Source organism: Streptomyces sp. NPDC005803 (assembly GCF_040630435.1).
Taxonomy (GTDB): domain Bacteria; phylum Actinomycetota; class Actinomycetes; order Streptomycetales; family Streptomycetaceae; genus Streptomyces.
The window spans coordinates 30,589-51,990 of the sequence record NZ_JBEXXO010000013.1 but is presented as its reverse complement, the minus strand read 5'-3'; the positions used below and the strand labels follow the sequence as shown (position 1 = coordinate 51,990).

22 protein-coding genes are annotated in these 21,402 nt (G+C 71.8%); 5 read left to right on the top strand and 17 right to left on the bottom strand.

Translation table 11 applies throughout. The features are described from left to right. Positions 1-337: 337 nt before the first annotated feature. The 7 genes from ABZ454_RS19585 to ABZ454_RS19555 form a co-directional block, all read right to left on the bottom strand. Positions 338-736, bottom strand: a complete 399-nt coding sequence (locus ABZ454_RS19585; RefSeq protein ID WP_359539482.1) for a cupredoxin domain-containing protein — start codon at positions 734-736, stop codon at positions 338-340. 3 nt (positions 737-739) lie between these two features. Next, positions 740-1,282 (bottom strand): hypothetical protein, encoded by a 543-nt coding sequence (locus tag ABZ454_RS19580; protein WP_356318736.1) that lies wholly within the window; start codon positions 1,280-1,282, stop codon positions 740-742. 148 nt (positions 1,283-1,430) lie between these two features. Next, entirely contained in the window at positions 1,431-1,589 is a 159-nt protein-coding gene (locus ABZ454_RS19575) for a hypothetical protein (RefSeq protein ID WP_148015273.1), read from the bottom strand. A 66-nt stretch (positions 1,590-1,655) separates the two neighbouring features. Then, the gene (locus ABZ454_RS19570) at positions 1,656-2,606 is read right to left on the bottom strand and encodes a cytochrome c oxidase assembly protein (RefSeq protein WP_359539480.1); all 951 of its coding nucleotides are present in this window, start codon (positions 2,604-2,606) and stop codon (positions 1,656-1,658) included. A 118-nt stretch (positions 2,607-2,724) separates the two neighbouring features. Then, a complete protein-coding gene (locus tag ABZ454_RS19565) occupies positions 2,725-3,750 on the bottom strand; it encodes a 6-phosphofructokinase (protein WP_359539477.1) in 1,026 nt (341 codons plus the stop codon). Positions 3,751-3,893: 143 nt separating this feature from the next. Beyond that, positions 3,894-4,622, bottom strand: a complete 729-nt coding sequence (locus tag ABZ454_RS19560; protein ID WP_356318733.1) for a glutamine amidotransferase — start codon at positions 4,620-4,622, stop codon at positions 3,894-3,896. A 34-nt stretch (positions 4,623-4,656) separates the two neighbouring features. Beyond that, entirely contained in the window at positions 4,657-5,895 is a 1,239-nt protein-coding gene (locus ABZ454_RS19555) for a MurT ligase domain-containing protein (RefSeq protein WP_356318732.1), read from the bottom strand. Positions 5,896-6,000: 105 nt separating this feature from the next. Here ABZ454_RS19555 and def point away from each other — a divergent pair, with 105 nt between their 5' ends. Continuing rightward, positions 6,001-6,555, top strand: coding sequence for a peptide deformylase (def, locus tag ABZ454_RS19550; protein WP_359539475.1), 555 nt, complete (start codon positions 6,001-6,003; stop codon positions 6,553-6,555). Positions 6,556-6,564: 9 nt separating this feature from the next. Here def and ABZ454_RS19545 read toward each other — a convergent pair whose 3' ends face one another. Beyond that, a complete protein-coding gene (locus ABZ454_RS19545; protein ID WP_356318730.1) occupies positions 6,565-7,215 on the bottom strand; it encodes a TetR family transcriptional regulator in 651 nt (216 codons plus the stop codon). A gap of 170 nt (positions 7,216-7,385) precedes the next feature. Here ABZ454_RS19545 and ABZ454_RS19540 point away from each other — a divergent pair, with 170 nt between their 5' ends. Beyond that, positions 7,386-8,615: an acyl-CoA dehydrogenase family protein gene (locus ABZ454_RS19540; protein WP_356318729.1), complete on the top strand. Its 1,230-nt coding sequence runs from the start codon at positions 7,386-7,388 to the stop codon at positions 8,613-8,615. Positions 8,616-8,714: 99 nt separating this feature from the next. On the opposite strand, the gene ABZ454_RS19535 is transcribed toward ABZ454_RS19540, so the two are convergent. The 3 genes from ABZ454_RS19535 to ABZ454_RS19525 all read right to left on the bottom strand — a co-directional run bounded on the left by ABZ454_RS19535 (position 8,715) and on the right by ABZ454_RS19525 (position 10,431). Next, positions 8,715-9,203, bottom strand: coding sequence for a glutathione peroxidase (locus tag ABZ454_RS19535; protein ID WP_356318728.1), 489 nt, complete (start codon positions 9,201-9,203; stop codon positions 8,715-8,717). A 102-nt stretch (positions 9,204-9,305) separates the two neighbouring features. After that, a complete protein-coding gene (locus ABZ454_RS19530) occupies positions 9,306-9,836 on the bottom strand; it encodes a GNAT family N-acetyltransferase (protein WP_356318727.1) in 531 nt (176 codons plus the stop codon). Between the two features lie 13 nt (positions 9,837-9,849). Next, positions 9,850-10,431: an XRE family transcriptional regulator gene (locus ABZ454_RS19525; protein WP_359539472.1), complete on the bottom strand. Its 582-nt coding sequence runs from the start codon at positions 10,429-10,431 to the stop codon at positions 9,850-9,852. Between the two features lie 159 nt (positions 10,432-10,590). On the opposite strand from ABZ454_RS19525, the gene ABZ454_RS19520 reads away from it, so the two are divergent. Beyond that, positions 10,591-11,028 carry a hypothetical protein gene (locus tag ABZ454_RS19520; RefSeq protein ID WP_359539469.1) on the top strand — a complete coding sequence of 146 codons (438 nt, stop codon included), beginning with the start codon at positions 10,591-10,593 and terminating at the stop codon, positions 11,026-11,028. 27 nt (positions 11,029-11,055) lie between these two features. On the opposite strand, the gene ABZ454_RS19515 is transcribed toward ABZ454_RS19520, so the two are convergent. The 3 genes from ABZ454_RS19515 to ABZ454_RS19505 form a co-directional block, all read right to left on the bottom strand. Beyond that, positions 11,056-12,396: a chloride channel protein gene (locus ABZ454_RS19515; protein WP_359539468.1), complete on the bottom strand. Its 1,341-nt coding sequence runs from the start codon at positions 12,394-12,396 to the stop codon at positions 11,056-11,058. A 151-nt stretch (positions 12,397-12,547) separates the two neighbouring features. Further along, positions 12,548-14,317 (bottom strand): cation:proton antiporter, encoded by a 1,770-nt coding sequence (locus ABZ454_RS19510; protein ID WP_359539466.1) that lies wholly within the window; start codon positions 14,315-14,317, stop codon positions 12,548-12,550. Positions 14,318-14,525: 208 nt separating this feature from the next. Further along, positions 14,526-15,215: a hypothetical protein gene (locus tag ABZ454_RS19505; protein ID WP_359539465.1), complete on the bottom strand. Its 690-nt coding sequence runs from the start codon at positions 15,213-15,215 to the stop codon at positions 14,526-14,528. Positions 15,216-15,483: 268 nt separating this feature from the next. Between ABZ454_RS19505 and ABZ454_RS19500 the strand changes: the two genes are divergently transcribed. Further along, a complete protein-coding gene (locus ABZ454_RS19500; protein ID WP_356318741.1) occupies positions 15,484-15,672 on the top strand; it encodes a DUF6011 domain-containing protein in 189 nt (62 codons plus the stop codon). Positions 15,673-15,767: 95 nt separating this feature from the next. Here ABZ454_RS19500 and ABZ454_RS19495 read toward each other — a convergent pair whose 3' ends face one another. Both ABZ454_RS19495 and ABZ454_RS19490 read right to left on the bottom strand, forming a co-directional pair. Beyond that, positions 15,768-16,649, bottom strand: a complete 882-nt coding sequence (locus ABZ454_RS19495; RefSeq protein WP_356318720.1) for an acyl-CoA thioesterase II — start codon at positions 16,647-16,649, stop codon at positions 15,768-15,770. Between the two features lie 46 nt (positions 16,650-16,695). Then, the gene (locus tag ABZ454_RS19490; protein WP_356318719.1) at positions 16,696-19,209 is read right to left on the bottom strand and encodes a DUF3516 domain-containing protein; all 2,514 of its coding nucleotides are present in this window, start codon (positions 19,207-19,209) and stop codon (positions 16,696-16,698) included. A 174-nt stretch (positions 19,210-19,383) separates the two neighbouring features. Between ABZ454_RS19490 and ABZ454_RS19485 the strand changes: the two genes are divergently transcribed. Further along, on the top strand, positions 19,384-20,175 hold the full coding sequence (locus ABZ454_RS19485) for a metal-dependent hydrolase (protein WP_356318718.1): 792 nt from the start codon (positions 19,384-19,386) through the stop codon (positions 20,173-20,175). A gap of 195 nt (positions 20,176-20,370) precedes the next feature. Here ABZ454_RS19485 and ABZ454_RS19480 read toward each other — a convergent pair whose 3' ends face one another. Continuing rightward, complete coding sequence (locus tag ABZ454_RS19480; RefSeq protein ID WP_356318717.1) at positions 20,371-21,366, bottom strand: AsnC family transcriptional regulator; 996 nt, start codon at positions 21,364-21,366, stop codon at positions 20,371-20,373. Positions 21,367-21,402: the final 36 nt, after the last annotated feature.

Below are 21,402 nucleotides of genomic sequence, written 5' to 3'. Positions count from 1 at the left end.
ACGGTGGGTGACGGCCGGGGCGGTGCGCCTCCAGGTGCGAGGGCTTTCGGCGGTCCGGTGCCGCTGCCGGCCGCCCTTCGCGCACCGGCGGCAAAGTCGCTGGACAGTCGGGCGGGGGACGGCGGAGACGGCCCTGACGCGAAGCCTCCGTCCGGCGGCGGTCGGTGGCACGGGTAGTACAGCCGTATACCAATCATGGGCGGAGAGTGACGGACGCGTTCCTCCCGGAAGGGCGCGGGCGGCGCCCCCGGACGGCCCCGCCCGGCGTACACGATGGCGTACGCGGGGTGGCCCGAGAGTGGCGGGACCGGTCCGGGCGGCGTCGCGGGAACCGGTTTCAGCGCACCGTGAGCGAGCCGTGCATCGTCGGATGGATGGTGCAGATGTACGGATACGCTCCCGGCCGGGCCGGAGCCTCGAAGGTCACCGTTTGCCCCGACTTCACCTCGCCGGTGTCGAAGGCCTTGCCGGCGGTGGCCGTCACCGTGTGGGTTGCCGCGTCCTTGTTGATCACGGTGACCTTCGTGCCCGGGGCGACGGTCAGGGCCGCCGGATGGAAGGCGAAGTCCTTGATCGTGATCAGGGGGCCGGCTGCCGACGGCGAGGCCTTGGACGGGCTCGGGGTGGCGGAGGACGTGGAGCCGCCACCGCCGCCGGAACAGCCGGCCAGGGCGGCGGCGCAGGCCACCGTCGCGACCACGGCGGTGCGCGCCCTGGCGGGGAGCAGTGCGAGCACGGGTCAGTACCCCCCGTTGTTCGACGCCGATGACGAGGCGGAGGGGGACGGTGCGGCCTTCGTGATCTTGTTACCGGCGGTGTCGAGCACGTACCAGGCCGCACCGAAACCGTTCGACCCCTGTCCGTGGGTGTCTCCGGCGGCCGTGTCGCCCGCGTAGCGGTACAGCGGATGACCGTTGTAGGTGACCTCCGCGCGGCCGTCGTCACGCGTCGTGGTGCCCAGCAGGGACGCCTTCACCCCCTTGCCCGCGACCGGCTTTCCGGTGAGGGTCAGGGGCGGCCAGGACTGCGCGCAGTCGCCGTCGCAGGTCGACCGGGAGGTGGTGTCCGCCTCCCAGAGGTAGAGCGTCCGCCCCTCGCCGTCGACCAGGATGGTGCCCAGCGGGCTCGACGCGGACGCGACGGTCCCGGACGCCGGCGTGCCGGTCGCGGACGGCGTCGCCGAAGCGGAACTGCTGCCACCGCCGTCGTCCGAACATCCGCCGAGCACGGCGGCCAGCAGGCCCACCGTCGCGGCCGCGGTCGCTCCAGCGCGGTTCCCCATCACGTACTCCTCGGCCCGGCCGCCGGCAGGCGGCACCGTGGCCCGAACAGTAGAGGCCCGCCCGCCCGTCTTTGGGCAGGCGCTCGGGGGGAACCGCGGACCGGCACCGTCCGGGTGTACGCAGCGGCCGGGCCCTGCTCCGTACGGCTCAGGTCTCGCGGGTGGCGACCATTCCCATCGTGATCAGCCCCAGCACCACCCAGCCGAACCAGAGCCAGCCGTTGCTCCCCAGCGCCACCGTGTACGCGGTGACTGCCACCAGGGCGCCTACCGTGAGCACTCCCATTGCCTTCGTGGATCCGGACATGCGCGCACCCTCCTCATCGGCCGCGCGGCCGTGGATGCCATCGTCACCCGGAAGGCCCCTCCACCGCTACCGTCCGCGCGCCTGCAAGGACGCGAGATAGGCGTTGTACGCCTGGAGCTCCTGGTCGCCGTCCCGGTCCGCGGCCCGGTCCGAGCGCTTCGCCGTCCGCTGTTCCGAGCGGTACCACTGGAAGACCAGGGCCACCAGGACCAGGACCGACGGGATCTCGCTGAACGCCCACGCGATGCCGCCCGCCGCGTTCTGGTCGGACAGGGCGTCGATGCCGAGCGAGGCCGGGGGGTTCTCGTACACCTTCACCATCGGCTGGCTCGCCATCATCAGCGCGATGCCGAAGAAGGCGTGAAACGGCATCCCGGCGAACAGTTCGAGCATCCGCATCACATAGCCCGGGCGGTGCGGCCCCGGGTCGACGCCCATGATCGGCCAGAAGAAGAACAGGCCGACCGCCAGGAAGTGGACCATCATCGCGAGGTGCCCGGTCGTCGAGCCCATCAGGTAGTCGAAGAGCGGGGTGAAGTACAGGGCGTACAGGCTGGCGATGAACAGCGGGATCGTGAAGGCGGGGTGCGTGACGACCTTCATGTACCGGCTGTGCAGCAGCATCAGGAGCAGCTCGCGGGGCCCCTTGCTGCCTCGCCCCGCCACCGGAAGGGCACGCAGCGCCAGCGTCACGGGAGCGCCGAGCAGGAGCAGGATCGGCGACAGCATGCTGATCACCATGTGCTGCACCATGTGTACGCTGAACATGACCATGCCGTAGTCGTTCAGCCGGGTGCACATCACCAGCGCGATGGTCAGCACCCCGACGACGAAGAAGACGCTCCGGCTGACCGGCCACCCGTCCCCGCGCCTGCGCAGCCGCAGCACCGCGTACCCGTAGAGGACCACGGCCAGGACACAGCCGGTCAGGAAGAACGGGTCCGCGGAGAACTGGAGCCCGCGTCCCAGCGTGAACGGCGGCAGATCCATGTTCATGCCGTGCCCGCTGTGATCCATCTGTTCACTCCCGATGGGAACGCCGGGACGTCCCCGTTTCGTGCCGGTTCTCCCGACCAGAGTAGAACCGCCCCCGGCCGCGGTTGCGGCCGGGGGCGGTCTCGGGTCCTGGTGTGTCTCAGAGCACGCACTCCGCCTCGGCGTACCGCTCGGCCGGGACGGTCTTCAAGGTCTCCACGGCGTCCGCGAGGGGCACCATCGAGATGTCCGTGCCGCGCAGGGCCGTCATCATGCCGAACTCGCCGCGGTGCGCCGCCTCCACCGCGTGCCAGCCGAAGCGGGTCGCGAGGACGCGGTCGTACGCGGTGGGCGTGCCGCCGCGCTGGACGTGGCCGAGGATCACCGGGCGCGCCTCCTTGCCCAGGCGCTGCTCCAGTTCGATGGAGAGCTGCGTCGCCACGCCGGCGAAGCGTTCGTGGCCGTAGACGTCCTTGACGCCGGTGTCGAACTCCATGGAGCCCTCGCGCGGCTTCGCGCCCTCGGCGACCACGACGATCGCGAACTTCTTGCCGGCCGAGAAGCGCCGGCCGACCAGCTCGGTCAGTTCGTCGATGTCGAAGGGGCGCTCGGGGACGACGATGGCGTGCGCGCCGGCCGCCATGCCGGAGTGCAGGGCGATCCAGCCGGTGTGGCGCCCCATGACCTCGACGATCATGACGCGCTGGTGGGACTCGGCGGTCGTCTTCAGCCGGTCGAGGGCCTCGGTGGCCACGCCCACCGCGGTGTCGAAGCCGAAGGTCACGTCCGTCGACGCGATGTCGTTGTCGATCGTCTTCGGTACGCCGACGATCGGGAGCCCCGCCTCGGACAGCAGGTTCGCCGCCTTCAGCGTGCCCTCGCCGCCGATGGGGATGATCGCGTCGAGCCCGAGGTCGGCGACGTGGCCCCTGGCCTGCTCGACACCGCCGCGCAGATGCGCGGGCTGGACCCGGGAGGAGCCGAGGATCGTACCGCCACGGGCCAGGATCCCGCCGACCGCGTCGAGGTCGAGCTTGCGGTAGTCGCACTCGAGGAGGCCCCGCCACCCGTCGTGGAAGCCGATGACCTCGTCGCCGTGGTCGACCACAGCGCGGTGCACGACGGAACGGATGACCGCATTGAGGCCGGGGCAGTCGCCGCCGGAGGTGAGCACACCAATTCGCATTGCCCGGGAAACCTTTGCAACGTGGGCCGACGACCGGACCACGTCGTCCGGTTGGATCCCCGCCACCCTACCGGCGCAGGGTGGCGGGACCGAACCGGGCGTCCGCCTGCTGGACTCCGCTCAGCTGAGCCGCTCGGGCCTCATCAGGCGGGCTGTGTCGCCGCGGCGATCCGCTCGCCGCGCAGTGCCTCGTACCAGCGGTCGTCGGTGGGGGGCAGCGCGTTCACATCGAGGGCCAGCTTCAGCAGCAGATCCGCGATCAGCGGGTTGCGCGCCATCACGGGCCCGTGCATGTACGTGCCGAAGACGGTGTCGTTGTACGCACCCTCCGTCCCGTCACCCGTGCCGTTGCCCCCGCCGAACCGCACCTGCGCGAACGGGCGTGCCGTCGGCCCGAGATGGGTGATGCCCTGGTGGTTCTCGAAGCCGGTCAGCGGCGGCAGCCCGAGGCGCGGGTCGATGTCCCCGAGCACGTCGCCGACGCACCGGGCCCCCTCGCCGCGGGTGGAGACCACGTCGAGCAGCCCGAGACCCTGCTCGCGCTCACCGAGGTCGTTGACGAACTCGTGGCCGAGGATCTGGTACCCCGCGCAGACCGAGAAGATGATCGCGCCGTTGGACGCGGCCCGGCTGAGGCCGCCGTCGCGGCGCAGCCGCTCCGCCGCGAGCCGCTGCGGCCGGTCCTCACCCCCGCCGATCAGGTAGATGTCCCCGGACGTGGGGACCGGCTGGTCGCTGCGCACGTCGACGCGCGACACGTCGAGACCGCGCTGACGGGCCCGGCGCTCCACCACGAGGGCGTTGCCCTGGTCGCCGTAGGTGCTCAGCAGGTCGGGGTAGACCCACACCAGCCGCAGGCTGTTGTTGCTCATGCTTCGTCCTCTCCGGAGGGGCCCGCGGCCGGGGTCAGTTGCCGACACGACGGCGCAGATCCTGGAAGGCGGTGTAGTTGGCGATGACCTCGATGCGTCCGGGCGGTGACTGCTGGACGGCCTCGTCGAGGTTCTCGCAGACCCGGAAGTCGAGACCGGCCACCTCGAGGCGGACCGCGAGGTCCAGCTTCCGGTCGCCGAGCACGAAGATCGGGTGGCCCGCGAGCTGGGTGTAGTCCACGTCCCACAGCCACGAGGTGTCCGTGCCGTCGGCGCCACGGGCGTTGACGGAGAGGATCACCGGGGTGGGCGGCGGGTCGATCAGGGAGAACGTCTCCAGCCAGCCCGCCGGGTTCTTCGCCAGCAGCAGCCGGAGCTCGCGGCCGAGGAAGGTGACCACGTCGTAGCGGCCGGCCACGGCCTGCACCTGGTACATCCGCTCCAGGGCGACCTGCGGCGGCACGCCGAAGACGGCGGCGACAGCGGCCGAGCTGGTGGCGTTGGCCTTGTTGGCGCGGCCGGGCAGCTGCAGGTGGATCGGCCACGCCGAACCGTGCGGGTCGAGCACGTAGTCACCGTGCAGGACCCAGCTGGGCGGCGGGCGGCGGAAACCGCACTCGCCGCAGAACCAGTCGTCGCCGGGGCGCTGCATCACACCGCCGCAGGACGGGCAGGACCAGGCGTCGTCCTTCCACGCCTGGCCGGCCGCGACCCACACCACGTTGGGGGAGGAGGAGGCCGCCCAGACGATCAGCGGGTCGTCGGCGTTGGCGACGATCACGGCCTTCGAGCCGGACAGTCCCTCCCGCCACTTCTCGGCGAGCATCCGGGTCTCCGCGGCGCGGTCCAGCTGGTCGCGCGAGAGGTTGAGGAGCGCGATCACCTTGGGCGTCGTGTCGCGGGCGACCCCCGCGAGGTACTTCTCGTCGACCTCGATCACGCCGTACTGCGCGTCCGAGCCGCCGGCCAGGGCGGAGGTGATGCCCGCGGGCATGTTGGCGCCGAGCGCGTTCGACACCACCGGGCCGGCGGCCCGCAGCGCCTCGGCGATCAGCCGGGTCGTGGTCGTCTTGCCGTTCGTCGCCGACACGAGGATCACGTCCAGGTGCTGCGCCAGCCGCCCGAGCAGGTCGGGGTCGAGCTTGAGCGCCACCCGGCCGCCGATCACCGATCCGCTGCCCCGCCCGGCCGCTCGCGACACCGCCGCAGCGGCCTTGCCCGCCGTCACGGCCAGCTTGGCCCGCGGCGACAACGGCTCCGTGTTGCCTGCCATCGTCCTAGATCCTCCTTGCATCGGTCCGCGCCCAGCCTATCGATGTCCGGCGCGGAGCAGGCACGGCGGCACCGCCGGGGCCGCCGACTTCCCGTGGAACGTACGATGACCGTCATGCGAAACCGCCCGATCCCCGGCAGTTCCGGCCTCGTCCGGACGATGCGTCTGCTCGGCGACCCGGTGCTCCACGCCCCGTGCGAGCCGGTCACGGACTTCGGGCCGTCGCTCGCCCGGCTGGTCGAGGACATGTTCGCCACGATGTACGCGGCGCGGGGGGTCGGGCTGGCCGCCAACCAGGTCGGTGCGGGGCTGCGCGTGTTCGTCTACGACTGCCCCGACGACGAGGACGTCCGCCATCTGGGCCACGTGGTCAACCCCACGCTCGTGGAGGCCGACGGTGTCACCGTGCGCGGACCGGAGGGGTGTCTGTCGCTCCCGGGGATCGAGGCCGGCACGCCGCGCTTCGACCACGCGGTGGTCGAGGGCCTGACGGTCGAGGGGGAGCCGGTGCGGATCAGCGGGACGGGCTTCTTCGCCCGTTGCCTCCAGCACGAGTGCGACCATCTCGACGGCGCCGTCTACACGGACCGGCTGACCGGGCTGCGCCGGGCACGCGCGCTGCGTGCGGCCCGCCGGGCGCCCTGGGGGCGCACCGGCTGAGCCGCGGCGTCAGAACCCGGGTCCGCCGGGCCGGTCGCCCGCCGCGGCCAGCCTGCCCCAGAGGAGATCGGCCAGGCTGCGCACCAGCTGCGCGCGGGAGCAGGGGCGCTCACCGAGCCACCAGTCGCCCGCCGCGTGCATCATGCCGACGATGCCGTGGCCCCAGATCCGGGCCATCTCCTGGCTGTCCGGGCCGAGATCCACCCGTTCCGCGATGACGGTGGCGAGTTCCTCGCCGAGGCGGCGCAGCAGCGGCGCCGAGTGCCGGCCCACGTCGAAGCCCTGCTCCGGCGAAGGCGCCGCGTCGTCGGAGGGGTGCATCAGGAAGCGGTAGACCTGGGGACGCGCCTCGATCGCCGCGAGGTACGTGTCGAGCGTCGCCTCGACGCGGGCGCGGCGGTCCGCGGGGGCGTCGAGCGCGGCCCGCAGGGCGCTCAGCAGCGCGTCGGTGTGCCGCTTGGCGAGGGCGCGGTAGAGACCGCCCTTGTCGCCGAAGTGCCGGTAGAGGATGGGCTTGGTGATGCCGGCCTCGGCCGCGATGGCGTTCATCGAGGCCCCGGGGCCGTCCCTGAGCACCACGCGGTCGGCGGCCTCGAGCAGTTCGCGGCGGCGGCGTTCGGCCGCGGTCCGCTGTCGCTCGGCCTGTCGTGTGGTCTCCATGTCGTTTCTCCCACCCCTGACCATGCATGTCCGTCCTGCCTGCGCAACGTAACACCCTGCCCAGCGGTGTGCGGATCGCCGGCCGGGTGGTTGACACAGGCTACTTGTCAGTAACAGACTGTTGTTACCGCAAGTAATGATCATGGGAACGGCAGTACGTGGAGGGGAACATGGCCGAGTTCACGCTCGAGCTCAACGACGACCAGAAGCAGGTCCGTGACTGGCTCCACGGCTTCGCCGCGGACGTGATCCGGCCGGCGGCTTCGGAGTGGGACGAGCGTGAGGAAACGCCCTGGCCCGTCATCCAGGAGGCCGCCAAGGTCGGAATCTACTCCCTCGACTTCTACGCGCAGCAGTTCTTCGACCCGACGGGCCTCGGCATCCCGATGGCGATGGAGGAGCTGTTCTGGGGCGACGCGGGCATCGCCCTGTCGATCGTCGGCACGGGCCTGGCGGCCGTCGGCGTGCTCGCCAACGGCACCGAGGAGCAGATCGGCACCTGGATCCCGCAGATGTACGGCGACGCCGACGACGTGAAGGTCGCCGCCTTCTGCTCCTCCGAGCCCGACGCCGGTTCCGACGTCGCCTCGATGCGCACCCGGGCCGTGTACGACCAGGCCAAGGACGAGTGGGTGCTCAACGGCACCAAGACCTGGGCGACCAACGGCGGCATCGCCAACGTCCATGTCGTGGTCGCCGTCGTCGACGCCGAGCTCGGTTCCAAGGGGCACGCCTCCTTCATCGTGCCGCCGGACACCGCGGGCCTCTCGCAGGGCCAGAAGTTCAAGAAGCACGGCATCCGCGCCTCGCACACCGCCGAGGTCGTCCTGGAGGACGTGCGCGTCCCGGGCCACTGTCTGCTCGGCGGCAAGGAGAAGCTCGACCAGCGCCTCGCCCGGGCCCGCGAGCGCGCCGCCTCCGGTGGCGGCGAGCGCGTGAAGAACGCCGCGATGGCCACGTTCGAGGCGTCCCGTCCGGCTGTCGGCGCGATGGCCGTCGGCACCGCCCGTGCCGCGTACGAGGTCGCCCTCGACTACGCGAAGACCCGGACCCAGTTCGGCCGCCCGATCATCGACAACCAGGGCGTCGCCTTCCAGCTCGCCGACATGCGTACGCAGATCGACGCGGCCCGCCTGCTGGTCTGGCGCGCCTCGTGGATGGCCAGTGCCGGGAAGCCGTTCGAGTCGGCCGAGGGCTCCATGTCCAAGCTGTACGCGAGTGAGACCGCCAAGAAGGTCACCGCCCAGGCGCTCCAGATCCTCGGCGGCAACGGCTTCACCCGCGAGTACCCGGTGGAGCGCATGCACCGGGACGCCGCGATCTACACGATCTTCGAGGGGACGAGCGAGATCCAGCGCCTGGTGATCGCCCGCACGCTGTCCGGGATGCCCATCCGCTGACACCCCCGCCGGCCCGCCCCCGCCCCCCGTTCCTGTCGCGCCGACAGGGACGGGGGGCGTGCCGGCTGTGGCCCGGCGGACCGGGGGCGCCACCGGCACTCAGGCGGGGAGCTGCGCCTCGATCGCCGCGACGACCTCCGGGTCCTCCGGCTCCGTGCGGGGGCGGATCCGGGCGACCGGCTCGCCCGCGGGGGAGATGAGGAACTTCTCGAAGTTCCACTGGACGTCACCGGCCTCGCCGTCCGCGTCCGCGAGCCGGGTGAGCTCCGCGTAGAGCGGATGCCGCCCGGCGCCGTTGACGTCGGTCTTCGCCAGCAGCGGGAAGCTCACCCCGTACGTCGTCGAGCAGAACGTCCGGATCTCCTCCGCGCTCCCGGGCTCCTGGCCGCCGAACTGGTTGCAGGGCACGCCGAGCACGGTGAAGCCGCGGTCCCCGTACTCCTTCTGGAGCCGTTCGAGACCGGCGTACTGGGGGGTCAGCCCGCACTTGGAGGCGACGTTCACCAGCAGCACCGCCTGGCCGCGGTAGGCGCCCAGCGTGGTCGGCTCGCCCGTCAGGGTGTGGAGCGGGATGTCGTGCAGCGTCATGGTCTCTCCTCGTCGGTGTCTTCGGCGGTCATTGTCACGCCCAGGGGGCCGTCGGCACCAAACCGGTCGCCGGGAACGCCGGAGGACGTGCCGACTGAGCGGTCATCGCACGGCCGCGCCGACCGCCTTGTAGTAGAAGGTGGTCGGCTTCAGGACACCGGCCGGGTCAGCGGCGTAGTCAGGAATCGATCCGCACTCCGTCCAGCCGGCCGAGCGGTACAGCCGCTCGGCCAGGCTGCCGCTCTCGGTGTCCAGGATGAGCAGCGTGACGCCGTCCTCGGCCGCCGAACGCTCGGCCGCCTCCAGCAGCCGCCTTCCCAGTCCCCGTCCCTGCGCCGACGGACGGACCATCAGTTTGCCGACCTCCGCGCGATGGCGGGCATTGGGCAGCGGTGTGCGGGCCAGTCCGATGGTCCCCGCGATCCGCTCACCGTCCCGGGCGATCCAGACCTGCTGGAGTCCCGCGTCCACGGGCGCGGCGCGCTCCCGCCACCAGCACGCGGCCTCGCCCCGGTCGAGCGGGGCGAGAAACCCCACGGACGATCCGCCGTCGACCGTCTCGACGAGGAGGGCGGCCAGCTCATCGGCGTAGGTGACGAGTTCGGGTCCGGAGACGCGGACGATCTCGGTCATGCGGCAGGTCCTTTCACGGGGCGACGATCATGAGTGCGTAACGGACCCGCTCCGGGCCCGGACAGTGGAAACGCGAAGGGCCGCGCAGCCGGAACCGCAGACAGTCACCCGGGCCGACGGGGTGCACGGTGTCGTCGACGGTGACCTCCAGCGTCCCCTCCAGGACCCAGATGTGCTGCTCCAGGCCGGGGACGGGCGGATCCTCGTACGCGATCGCGGCACCCGGGCCGAGGACGCCCTCGACCACCTCCGCGCGCAGCCCGGCGTGCGGAGGCGAGACGGAGCGGCGCACGAAGCCCGTCGCCTCGTCCCGCCAGACCGTCTGCTGCCCGGCCGGCACGAACTGCGGCGGCTGCGCCTCCACCTCCAGCAGCAGCCGGGACATGGTCCGTTCATGGACGCTGCACAGCCGGCCGAGCTGGGCGGCGGTCGGGCTCAGCTCACCGCGTTCGAGCCGCGAGAGCGTCGAGCGGCTCAACCCGCTGCGCCGGGCCAGCTCGTCCAGCGACCAGCCGCGCTCGACCCGCAGTTCGCCGAGCCGCGCCGCGAGCCCCGCCTCCACGGACGGGGCCGCTCCTCTGCCCGCTTCTCTCATGTCAGAGATGCTATCCCGAAATGGAGAAAGGGCGGGTGACCGGGCCCACGGAATCCGCCGGTGGTGCCGGTCACCCGCCCTCGTGCCACGCTGGTACCGGGGACGCCCGGCCGGGCGCTTGTGTCCTGCCGGGTGATTCTTCTACCCGAGGAGGCCGATATGGCCAGTACGAGCAACCACCCCAAGGCGGCACCGGGCGTCGCCACGGACTCCCACCACCCGTTCCGAACGGGCTGGACCGCCTTCGCCGCCGTCCTGATGATCTTCGGCGGGGCCATGGCGATCTTCCAGGGGATCTCCGCCATCGCCAAGGACGACGTGTTCGTCACCACGCGCAACTACGTGTTCCAGTTCAACCTGACCGGCTGGGGCTGGATCCACCTGATCCTCGGCATCGTCATCGTCCTCGCCGGCTGCGCCCTGTTCACCGGGGCCCTCTGGGCGCGTGTCGCCGGTGTCGTCCTCGCCGGACTCGGCGCGCTCGCCAACTTCGCATGGCTGCCCCACTACCCGCTGTGGTCCATCGTGCTCATCGCAATCGACGTCTTCATCATCTGGGCTCTCTGCGCCGCACCCGGGGGACGGGAACGGGCCTGAGGGCACGCCGCACGGCCGGCGCGTTCGCTACGGTGCGGACGGCTTCGTGGCGAACGCCGCCGGCGGGGCAGTGAGCCTGAGCGTCACGACGTAGGAGACGACCACCGAGACGATCACGAGGGGCATCACGGTGAGCCCCTGGGATCCCAGCAGGAGCGTGGCCAGCAGTACGGATGTCATCGGAAGCTTCAGCATGGCCACGCACATCGCCCCGATCCCCATGGCGAATCCCGACGTCGGGTTCAGCCCGGGGAGGTGGGAGAGCGCGAGGCCGCCCGCCGCTCCGGCGAACATGGCCGGGAAGATGGGCCCGCCCCGGAAGGCGCTCAAGGAGACGCAGTAGGCCAGCGCCTTGCAGACGATGAGCACCACCAGGGTGGCCGCCGAGTACCGGGCCCGGTCGGCCAGCAGCGGGTCCAGGGCGTGTTCGCCCGAGTACAGGACCTGCGCGGCGGAGTTCCCGGTGATCTCGGCGTACACGAGCGCCAGCACACCGACTGCCAGGCCCGCCGCGAGGGTGGCGACCACCCTCCGCCGCTCGACCCGCGGCTGGAGGAACAGCGCCAGCCGCTGGACGCCCGCACCCACGAGCGCGGCGCCCAGCCCGAGGGCGACGGCCCAGCCGAACTCGGCGGCGGTGGGGCTGTCGGCCGGCGGGACCTCGTGCAAGGCCAGGGAGTACGTCCCCAGACCCGTCCACGAGCCGAGGCCGGTGAAGATCAGCGCGCCGATCCCGGCTGCCAGGAGCCCGGGCACGAGGGCCACCCCGAGCATCAAACCGGCCAGCCCTGACGCCTCCATCAGCAGGAAGGCGCCGAGGAGCGGCGAGCCCAGCAGGGCGCTGACGGCTGCGAAGCTGCCCGCGGCCCCCACCACCGCGCTCGCCCCCGGATCGATGTCCGGCTTGATCAGCCGCACCGCGTACACGGCCACACCCCCGCCCAGCGCGATGAGCGGCGCCTCGGGGCCCAGCACCGCGCCGAGACCGAGCGAGGCGATGGCCGCGAGCGCGATGCCGGGCAGATGTGCGGCCGAGGGCGGCCCGGTGGCCACCAGCCCCTCCGCCGGCTTGTGCCCGCCGTCTCCCGGCAGGTACCGGATGGCCAGCCCCGTCAGCAGCCCCGCAAGACCGACCAGGGGCACCGGCCACCACGAGGGCGTCCCGTCGAAACCCAGAGCCTTGGGCAGGTCGTCGTAGGTCAGTGACTGCAGTTCGGAGACGAGAGCGAGGAAGCCGAAGGCGCCCGCCGACATCGGGACGCCCAGGATCGCCACCATCACCAGCAGGACCGCGTAGCCGCGGGTGCGGATCAGGGCGGCGGGGTCGGGTGGCGCAGCGGCGGGCGCTCCGGCGGGTCGGGTCGGCATGCTCGGTGTCTCCTTGGCTCAGAAGTCTTCGCGGACGCCCTGCTGCGAAGGCGTGCCGAGGCGGTTTCCCCCTGTGTGGGGCAGGTGTCCGCGCGGGAGTGCGTGCGTCCGGGCCACGCCGGCCGGTCCCCGGGCCGGGCGCGCCCCGCGGTCAGTCGGCGACGACGCCGGAGGGCGGGCGCAGGACGATGACGGTGTCGCCCGCGCCCGGAGCAGGTATCCGGGTGTCCGTGACCGGGGTGAGCCGCTTGCCCGCGGTCACCACGAACAGCAGCACGTGTCCGGGCGGGAGAGCGCCGTCGGCGGGTCGTGCCACCACGCGGGCGCCCTGCTCGTACCTCCGGGACAGCTCGGCGCCGGTGAGCCCGCCGCCGAACAGTGACGATCCGCCCGTGTACGGCGCCACCACCCCGTGACTCGCGGAGGGCGCCGCGAGGCGGTGGACCGGGCCGTCGACACTCTCGCGCAGCGTCGTCGAGGCGAGGGCGTTGAAGTCGTCCTCGCCCGTGAGCAGGAGCACTCCGGTGATCCCTTCGAGCTCCGCGCCGGAACCGGTGGCCGCGGCGAGCAGTTCGCCCGGCGCCAGCTTCAGCCCGGCCTCCTCGATCCGCGCCCGTTCACGCTCCGCGCCGGCCCACATCAGGACGTCGAGCCCCGCCGAGCGCAAGGCGCACGCCAGGTCGACCGCCCAGGGAGCGCCGCCGACGAGCAGCGGCCTGGACCGGGCCGGGCGCAGCACCCCGAGCCTCCGGGCGACCGGAAACGCCGTCAGGCCGTACAGCATCACCGTGGCGACGATCACGACGAAGGTGGCGGGCAGGATGCGCTCGGCGCCCGCGATGCCCTTCTCGGTCAGCTCGGCCGAGAACGTGGACGCCGTGGCCGCGGCGACGATGCCACGCGGGGCCATCCAGCCGATGAACCACCTTTCCCCGCGCGGCACATCGGTACGCAGCGTCGCCAGGTGGGCCACCAGGGGTCTGGTCACCAGGACGAGCAGGGCCACCAGTGCGAGCGACGGCAGCACCACGTGCCGCAGTGACGACGGGGTGACCGTGGCCGAGATGGAGACGAACAGCAGGCCGATGATCAGCGAGACCAGGGTGTCGAAGAAGGGCCGCCTGGCCGGGATGTCCAGGCCCGGCAGATTCGCCATGGCCATTCCCATGACGACCGCCGAGATCAGCCCCGTGTCCTCGCGCACCAGGTCGCAGGCGGCCGCCACGCCGATGACCGCGGCGACCTGCACCGAGGTCTCCAGCTCCTCGCTCAGCCGCAGACGGCTCAGCGCCGGCCACAGCAGCGCCGCCCCGGCCACGCCGCCGGCCAGCCCCACGGCCGCACTGAACCAGAACGAGCCGAGCTGGCTGCCGAAACCGTGCCCGTCGCCGGCGACGACCCCGTGGAAGACGAAAGCCCCGAGGATCCCGCCCACCGGATCGATCAGCGAGCCCTCCCAGATGAGGATGCGCTGCAGCCGCTCGGTGGGCCGGACGAAGTTGAGCAGGGGGCCGACGACGGTCGGGCCGGAGACGATCAGGATCGCGGCGAGCATCACCGCCGCCCCCGCCGACATGTGCAGGACCGGTACGGCGAACAGCGCGGCGGACACCACGGTGAGCACGGTTGTGAGACAGAGCAGCCGGTACACCACGCGGCGCGGGTGGCCCGTGAGCCGTCGCAGGTCCAGCCCCAGCCCGGCGTCGTACAGGATCATCGCGACCGCCAGGGACACCAGCGGGGAGAACGCGTCGCCCAGCAGCCGTTCGGGGTCGACGGTGTCGGTGAGCGCCCCGGCGGTGAAGCCGGCGGGCAGCAGGAGGAGCAGCGCCGGGACCCGCAGCCGGTTCGCCAGCAGTTGCGAGCCGACCGCGAGCACCACGAGCAGCCCCAGACCCATGAGCACCTGATCGGCCGTCATGACCGCGCCTCCTCGGACGACGTCCCTCCGGCGCCGGGGGCAGCGGTCGCGGCCCGCGGAGCACCGCGAGCGACCACTTTCCGCGGTGGCGGCGCGGTGTGGCGGGCAGGCGCGCGCCTGACGCGGACAGCGGGCCGCGGCATCCGTCCAATGGGCTAACGGGGCGGCGGCCGGCCGGTGACGAGGACCGGCCGGGCGCGGGACGGGGTCACTGCTTCTTGTCGTCCCACGGCGTGCCGAGCCAGCTGTCGAACGAGCGGACGACCGCGGTGAGCGCGGCCGCCAGACGCGGGTCGACCCAGGGGGCGTGCACGACGACCTCGTCCTCGCTCAGGTACTCCAGCGGCGCCTCCCCACCCGCCCGCCAGACGATGCGCCGCGGCCCGCGCGGCACATCGCCGCTGCCGCTGAAGAGGCTTCCCACGGCGATGACCACCCACAGGGGGAACAGCGCCCACCACACGTACCACCAGAAGGACCGGCCCTTGAGGCCGACTGCCTCGGGACAGCCTGACTGGGCGACGGTCCAGCGCGTGCGCAGGCCCTTGCCGGACAGGGCCTTCTCCCGGGTGAACGTGCCGAGGAGCTCGCCGTGCCCGCCCCACACCTGATACTCCGACACCCCGTTGCCCGCCGCGGTGGTGACGAGCGTGGCCAGCCGTGAGCGGCGCTGCGGATCGGCCCACAGCACGAAGGAACGGCTGCCGTCCTTCCGCGCCGCGAGGTACGCGGGTATCCCGCCCACCGGCAGTTCGCGCTCCAGGTAGGCGACCACGGGGAAGTGGCCCTGGGACGTGTCGACGACGACGTGCTCGAAGCCCTCGGCCACCCCCGGCGGAACCTCGGGCCTGGCCTTGCCGCCCTTGCTGAGGGCAGTCACTTTCAGCCTGCTGGTCACGTACGGCTCCTCCGTTGTGCGGGGTCGGGAAGGCGTAGCGTAAGTCCTGTCGGCCAGGTCCCGCCCGGCTCCCGGCGTCCCGCACACACGCACCCGCGCAGGGTTGTCGCAGTCGCCCACGTACGTACGGTTCTCAGGGCGGCTCTTCGACGTGCGGCCGCAGTCCTGGCCCAGTCCGCCCCAGGGCCGGACCGGGCCTGGGCCGGGCACCTGAGAGGATCGGTGCGTGGAGTCCCCAGAACCAGAGCCCGGCACGGAGGGCGAGCCGCTGCCCGGTACCGCCACCGCAACCGGCCGCCGCCCGGTGCGCTGCCGCATGTGCGGGCGCCCGCTCACCGGCACGGCCTCGCGCCGCACCGGCCTCGGCCCCACCTGTGACGCCCGGCTGCACCCGGCGCCGCCCGACATCCGCACCCGTCGCCACGAGGTCGAGCAGGACCCGCTCCCGGGCATCTGAGCGGTCAGGACGGCTGTACGCCCGGACCGCTCCCGGGCATCCGACCGGTCAGGACGGTTGCCCGCCCAGCCGCCGGAACCACCCCTTCCGACCGGTCAGGAGGGCTGTACGCCCAGCCGCCGGAATAGCCCCTCCTGCACCACGGACACCAGCAGATTGCCCTGCCGGTCATAGATCCTGCCGCGCGCCAGACCCCGCCCGCCGGTCGCCACCGGCGACTCCTGGTCGTACAGGAACCACTCGTCGGCCCGGAACGGGCGGTGGAACCACATCGCGTGGTCCAGCGAGGCCATGTCGAAGCCGCGCGGCCCCCACAGCGGCTCCACCGGGATGCGCACCGCGTCCAGCAGCGTCATGTCGCTCGCGTACGTCAGCGCACAGGTGTGCACCAGCGGGTCGTCACCGAGCGGGCCGACCGCGCGCATCCACACCGCGCTGCGCGGGTCCGCGTCCTTGATCTCCTCCCGCGTCCAGCGCAGCCGGTCGACGTAGCGGATGTCGAACGGCTGGCGCCGGGCCATCCGCTCCAGGGCCTCCGGCAGACCGCCCAGGTGCTCGCGCACCTCTTCCGCGACCGTCGGCAGCTCCTCCGGATCGGGCACCACACGGGCCGGCGGCAACTGGTGCTCGAAGCCCGCCTCCTCCGGGCGGTGGAAGGACGCCGTCAGATTGAAGATCGTCCGGCCCTGCTGGACGGCCGTCACCCGGCGCGTGGTGAACGACCGGCCGTCCCTGACCCGTTCCACCTCGTAGACGATCGGCACCCCGGGGCGGCCAGGCCGCAGGAAGTAGGCGTGCAGCGAATGCACCGGCCGGTCCCCGTCGGTGGTGCGGCCCGCCGCCACCAGCGCCTGTCCCGCCACCTGTCCGCCGAAGACCCGCTGGAGGGACTCCTCGGGACTGCGGCCACGGAAGATGTTGACCTCGATCCGCTCCAGGTCGAGCAGGTCGACCAAGCGCTCGGCGGGGTTCGTCATGGGGTTCTTCTCCACTCTCGCAGCGGCGCCGTCGGTACGGACGCGCTCACAACTGGCCCACGGACGTGACCCGGAGGACCGCCCGGCCCTCCTCGTCGGACGCGGCCAGATCAACCTCGGCACTGATGCCCCAGTCATGGTCGCCGTTCGGGTCGGCGAACGTCTGCCGGACCCTCCACAGGCCGTGCTCGGCATCCTCGTCGATCTTCAGCAGCTTCGGCCCGCGGGCGTCCGGACCGGTGCCCAGCTCCTCGTACTCGTCCCAGTACGCGTCCATCGCCTCGCCCCACGCGTCCTCGTCCCAGCCCGCGTCACCGTCCAGCTCCCCGAGGTCGCGGACCCGGTCCAGCGCGGCCAGCTCGACCCGGCGGAACATCGCGTTGCGCACCAGCACCCGGAAGGCGCGGGCGTTGGCCGTGACCGGCTTGACCTCGTCGGCCCGCTCCTGCGCCTGCTCGGCCGTCTCCACCTCGGGGTTGGCCAGCTGCTCCCACTCGTCGAGGAGACTGGAGTCGACCTGACGGACCATCTCGCCGAGCCACGCGATGAGATCCTCCAGGTCCTCGGACTTGATGTCGTCCGGGATGGTGTGCTCCAGCGCCTTGTAGGCGCTCGCGAGATAGCGCAGCACGATGCCCTCGGTGCGCGCCAGTTCGTAGTTCGACGTGAACTCGGTGAACGTCATGGCGCGTTCGTACATGTCACGGATCACCGACTTCGGCGACACCGGGTGATCGCTGACCCACGGGTGGCTCTGGCGGTAGACGTCGTACGCGTGCCACAGCAGTTCGCTCAGCGGCTTCGGGTACGTGACCTCCTGGAGGAGCTCCATCCGCTCCTCGTACTCGATGCCGTCGGCCTTCATCTGCCCGACCGCCTCGCCGCGTGCCTTGTTCTGCTGCGCGGCGAGGATCTGGCGCGGGTCGTCGAGCGTCGACTCCACCACCGAGACCATGTCCAGCGCGTACGAAGGCGAGTCGGCGTCCAACAGCTCGAACGCGGCGAGCGCGAACGTGGACAGCGGCTGGTTCAGCGCGAAGTCCTGCTGCAGATCGACGGTGAGCCGCACGATGCGGCCCTCCGCGTCGGGCTTGTCCAGCTGTTCCACGACGCCGCCGTCCAGCAGGGAACGGTAGATCGCGATCGCCCGGCGGATGTGGCGCAGCTGCGCCTTCCGCGGCTCGTGGTTGTCCTCCAGCAGATGCCGCATCGCCTCGAAGGCGTTCCCGGGACGCGCGATCACCGACAGCAGCATGGTGTGAGTGACCCGGAAACGCGAGGTCAGCGGCTCCGGATCGGACTGGATCAGCTTGTCGAACGTGGTCTCCGACCAGGCGACGAAGCCTTCGGGTGCCTTCTTGCGGACGACCTTGCGCTTCTTCTTCGGGTCGTCGCCGGCCTTCTTGACCGCCTTCTCGTTCTCGACGACGTGCTCCGGGGCCTGGGCGACGACGAAGCCCGCCGTGTCGAAGCCCGCGCGGCCGGCCCGGCCCGCGATCTGGTGGAACTCGCGGGCCCGCAGCGTCCGCACCCGGGTGCCGTCGTACTTGGTGAGGGCCGTGAACAGCACGGTGCGGATGGGCACGTTGACGCCGACGCCGAGGGTGTCCGTGCCGCAGATGACCTTCAGGAGACCCGCCTGGGCGAGCTTCTCGACCAGGCGCCGGTACTTCGGCAGCATGCCCGCGTGGTGCACCCCGATGCCGTGGCGCACATAACGGGAGAGGTTCTGGCCGAACTTGGTGGTGAAGCGGAAGTTGCCGATGAGGTCGGCGATCTTCTCCTTCTCCTCCTTGCTGCACATGTTGATGCTCATCAGCGACTGCGCCCGCTCGACCGCCGCGGCCTGGGTGAAGTGCACGATGTAGACGGGCGACTGCCGGGTGTCCAGGAGCTCGGTGATCGTCTCGGTGATCGGCGTCAGCCGGTACTCGTAACTGAGCGGGACCGGGCGGGTCGCCGAGCGGACCACGGAGGTGGGGCGTCCGGTACGGCGGGTCAGGTCCTCCTCGAACATCCGGACGTCACCGAGCGTGGCCGACATCAGGACGAACTGGGCCTGCGGCAGCTCCAGGATCGGGATCTGCCACGCCCAGCCGCGGTCCTGCTCCGCGTAGAAGTGGAACTCGTCCATGACGACCTGGCCGATGTCCGCGTACTTCCCGTCACGCAGCGCGATGGACGCCAGAACCTCGGCGGTGCAGCAGATCACCGGGGCGTCGGCGTTGACCGAGGCGTCGCCGGTGAGCATGCCGACGTTCTCCGTACCGAACAGCTTGCACAGGTCGAAGAACTTCTCCGAGACCAGCGCCTTGATCGGAGCGGTGTAGAAGGTGACCTTGTCCTGGGCCAGGGCGGTGAAGTGCGCGCCCGCCGCGACCAGGCTCTTCCCGGAGCCGGTGGGGGTGGAGAGGATCACGTTGGCCCCGGAGACCACCTCGATCAGCGCCTCCTCCTGAGCGGGATAGAGGGTGATCCCCTGCGTCTCGGTCCATGACGAGAAAGCCTCGAAGAGGGCGTCGGGGTCGTCGGTCGGGGGCAGCTGATCGATAAGGGTCACACCCCCATCTTGCCTGTCTTCCACCCCGAGGAGGGAACCGGACGACGGCACGAAGATCACGGACGATACGCTGCCCTCTCAACTCGGCCGCACCGCACCGACGGTGACCGGAACTCGCGCACAGGCACCACCTGACCTGTCGCACTCACGACACCTACGGGGGCGGATACAGCCATGATGGGACCGGCACACTCTCTGTCAGGGGCAGCAGCCTGGCTGGGGGTGGGCGCGGCCGCGGCTGCCGCCGGCCACGCCATGCCGTGGCCCGTCCTGGTCGTCGGCGCGCTGATCACCGCGGGCGCGGCGCTGGCCCCGGACCTCGACCACAAGTCGGCGACCATATCGCGCGCCTTCGGACCGGTCTCCCGTGGACTCTGCGAGATCGTCGACAAGCTCTCGCACGCCGTCTACAAGGCCACCCGGTTGCGGGGCGACTCGAACCGCAACGGCGGCCACCGCACCCTGACCCACACCTGGCTGTGGGCGGTCCTGATCGGCGCGGGCGCCTCCGCCGCCGCGATCACCGGCGGCCGGTGGGCGGTGCTCGCCATTCTCTTCGTCCACCTGGTGCTCGCCGTCGAGGGGCTGCTCTGGCGGGCCGCCAGGGTGTCCAGCGACGTCCTGGTGTGGCTGCTCGGCGCGACCAGCGCGTGGATCCTCGCCGGCGTCCTCGACCAACCGGGCAACGGCTCGGACTGGCTCTTCACCGATCCCGGCCAGGAGTACCTCTGGCTGGGTCTGCCCATCGTGCTGGGCGCCCTCGTCCACGACATCGGCGACGCGCTGACCGTCTCCGGCTGCCCGATCCTGTGGCCGATCCCGGTGGGCCGCAAGCGCTGGTACCCGATCGGCCCGCCGAAGGCCATGCGGTTCAGGGCCGGCAGCTGGGTGGAGATGAAGGTGCTGATGCCGCTGTTCATGGTGCTCGGGGGCGTGGGCGGGGCTGCCGCCATGAACTTCATCTGACGCGTTCCGGCCCTGCCCCCGTCGGGGTCCAGGGCCGGCAGTCCGCGAGGCCCGCACGGGGGTCCGGCGCCTGGCCGGCACAGCACTGCGGCGTCTCGTCCGGAGTCGACCACGGAACCCCACCTCCATGCTGCCCGTGAACCCGCCTCCGAGGCACGGCAGATGACGGTTCGTCACGTGGGGCACACAAAGCCGTCAGGCGGGTGCGGGAGGGACCAGGCGGCCGTGGGAGATGAGGGAGGCGGCCTGCTTGAGACGCCGTACCCGGATGCTGACCCCGTAGGCGTCGACGCCGGGCACGGCGGCGAGGCGGGTGGTCAGGTAGCGGTAGAACTCCTCGGCGTCGCGGCAGATGACGATCGCCATCACGTTGTGTTCGCCACTGGTGGCGCCGGCGAACGCGACCTCGTCGTGCCGGGCGATCTCGTTCCCGGTGTCTTCCAGCCGGGCAGGAGCGACGCGCAGCCAGAGGGTGGCGTTGAGGTGGTAACCGAGGTGTTCCGGCAGCAGGTCGATGTCGTACGTGAGGGTGCCGGTGGCCTCCAGGGACTCCAGCCGGCGGGCGACGCGGCCCTTGGACCAGCCGGTGACCTCGGCCAGCCGCGTGTGCGAGGTACGGCCGTCCTCGGCGAGGGCGTCGAGCAGCGGGCCGTCCTCGGCGGTGAGGGGGAGGAGCGGGCCGGCCGGGGCGGCGGGCGGGCTGCCGGCCAGCCGTGCCTCCTGCTCGGCGGTGAGATGTCCGCCGTAGCCGGTCCAGCCTGCCGTGCGGGGGTCGCCGAAGGGGTGGATGAGCAGATCGATGCTCATGTCGAGGACGGCCGCGGATCGGGGCAACTGCCGCAGCAGCATGGCCTCGCGCGGGGCGTGGAGCGGTGAGCGGATGACACAGATGATCTCCGAGCCGCCCGAGGCGATGCCGACGTAGGCGATGTCCGGGCGCCGGGCGAGCGCGTCGGCGAGGGATCCGGCGCGGTCGGGGCGACAGCGGATGCGGGCCACCCACTGCGCCTCGCCGTGCACGGCGGGATCCACCAGGCCCACGACCCGCATCACGCCGGCGCGCCGCAGGGCTTGATAGCGGCGGGCCGCCGTCTGCTCGGACACCCCGCTCACGTCGCCGATGAGCCGGAACGGAGCACGCGGCGCGTGATGAAGGCTGCGGAGGATTCTCATGTCCACGTCGTCGATCACGGCGGAATTGTGTCACGTCCGGCGGCGCCGACGGCG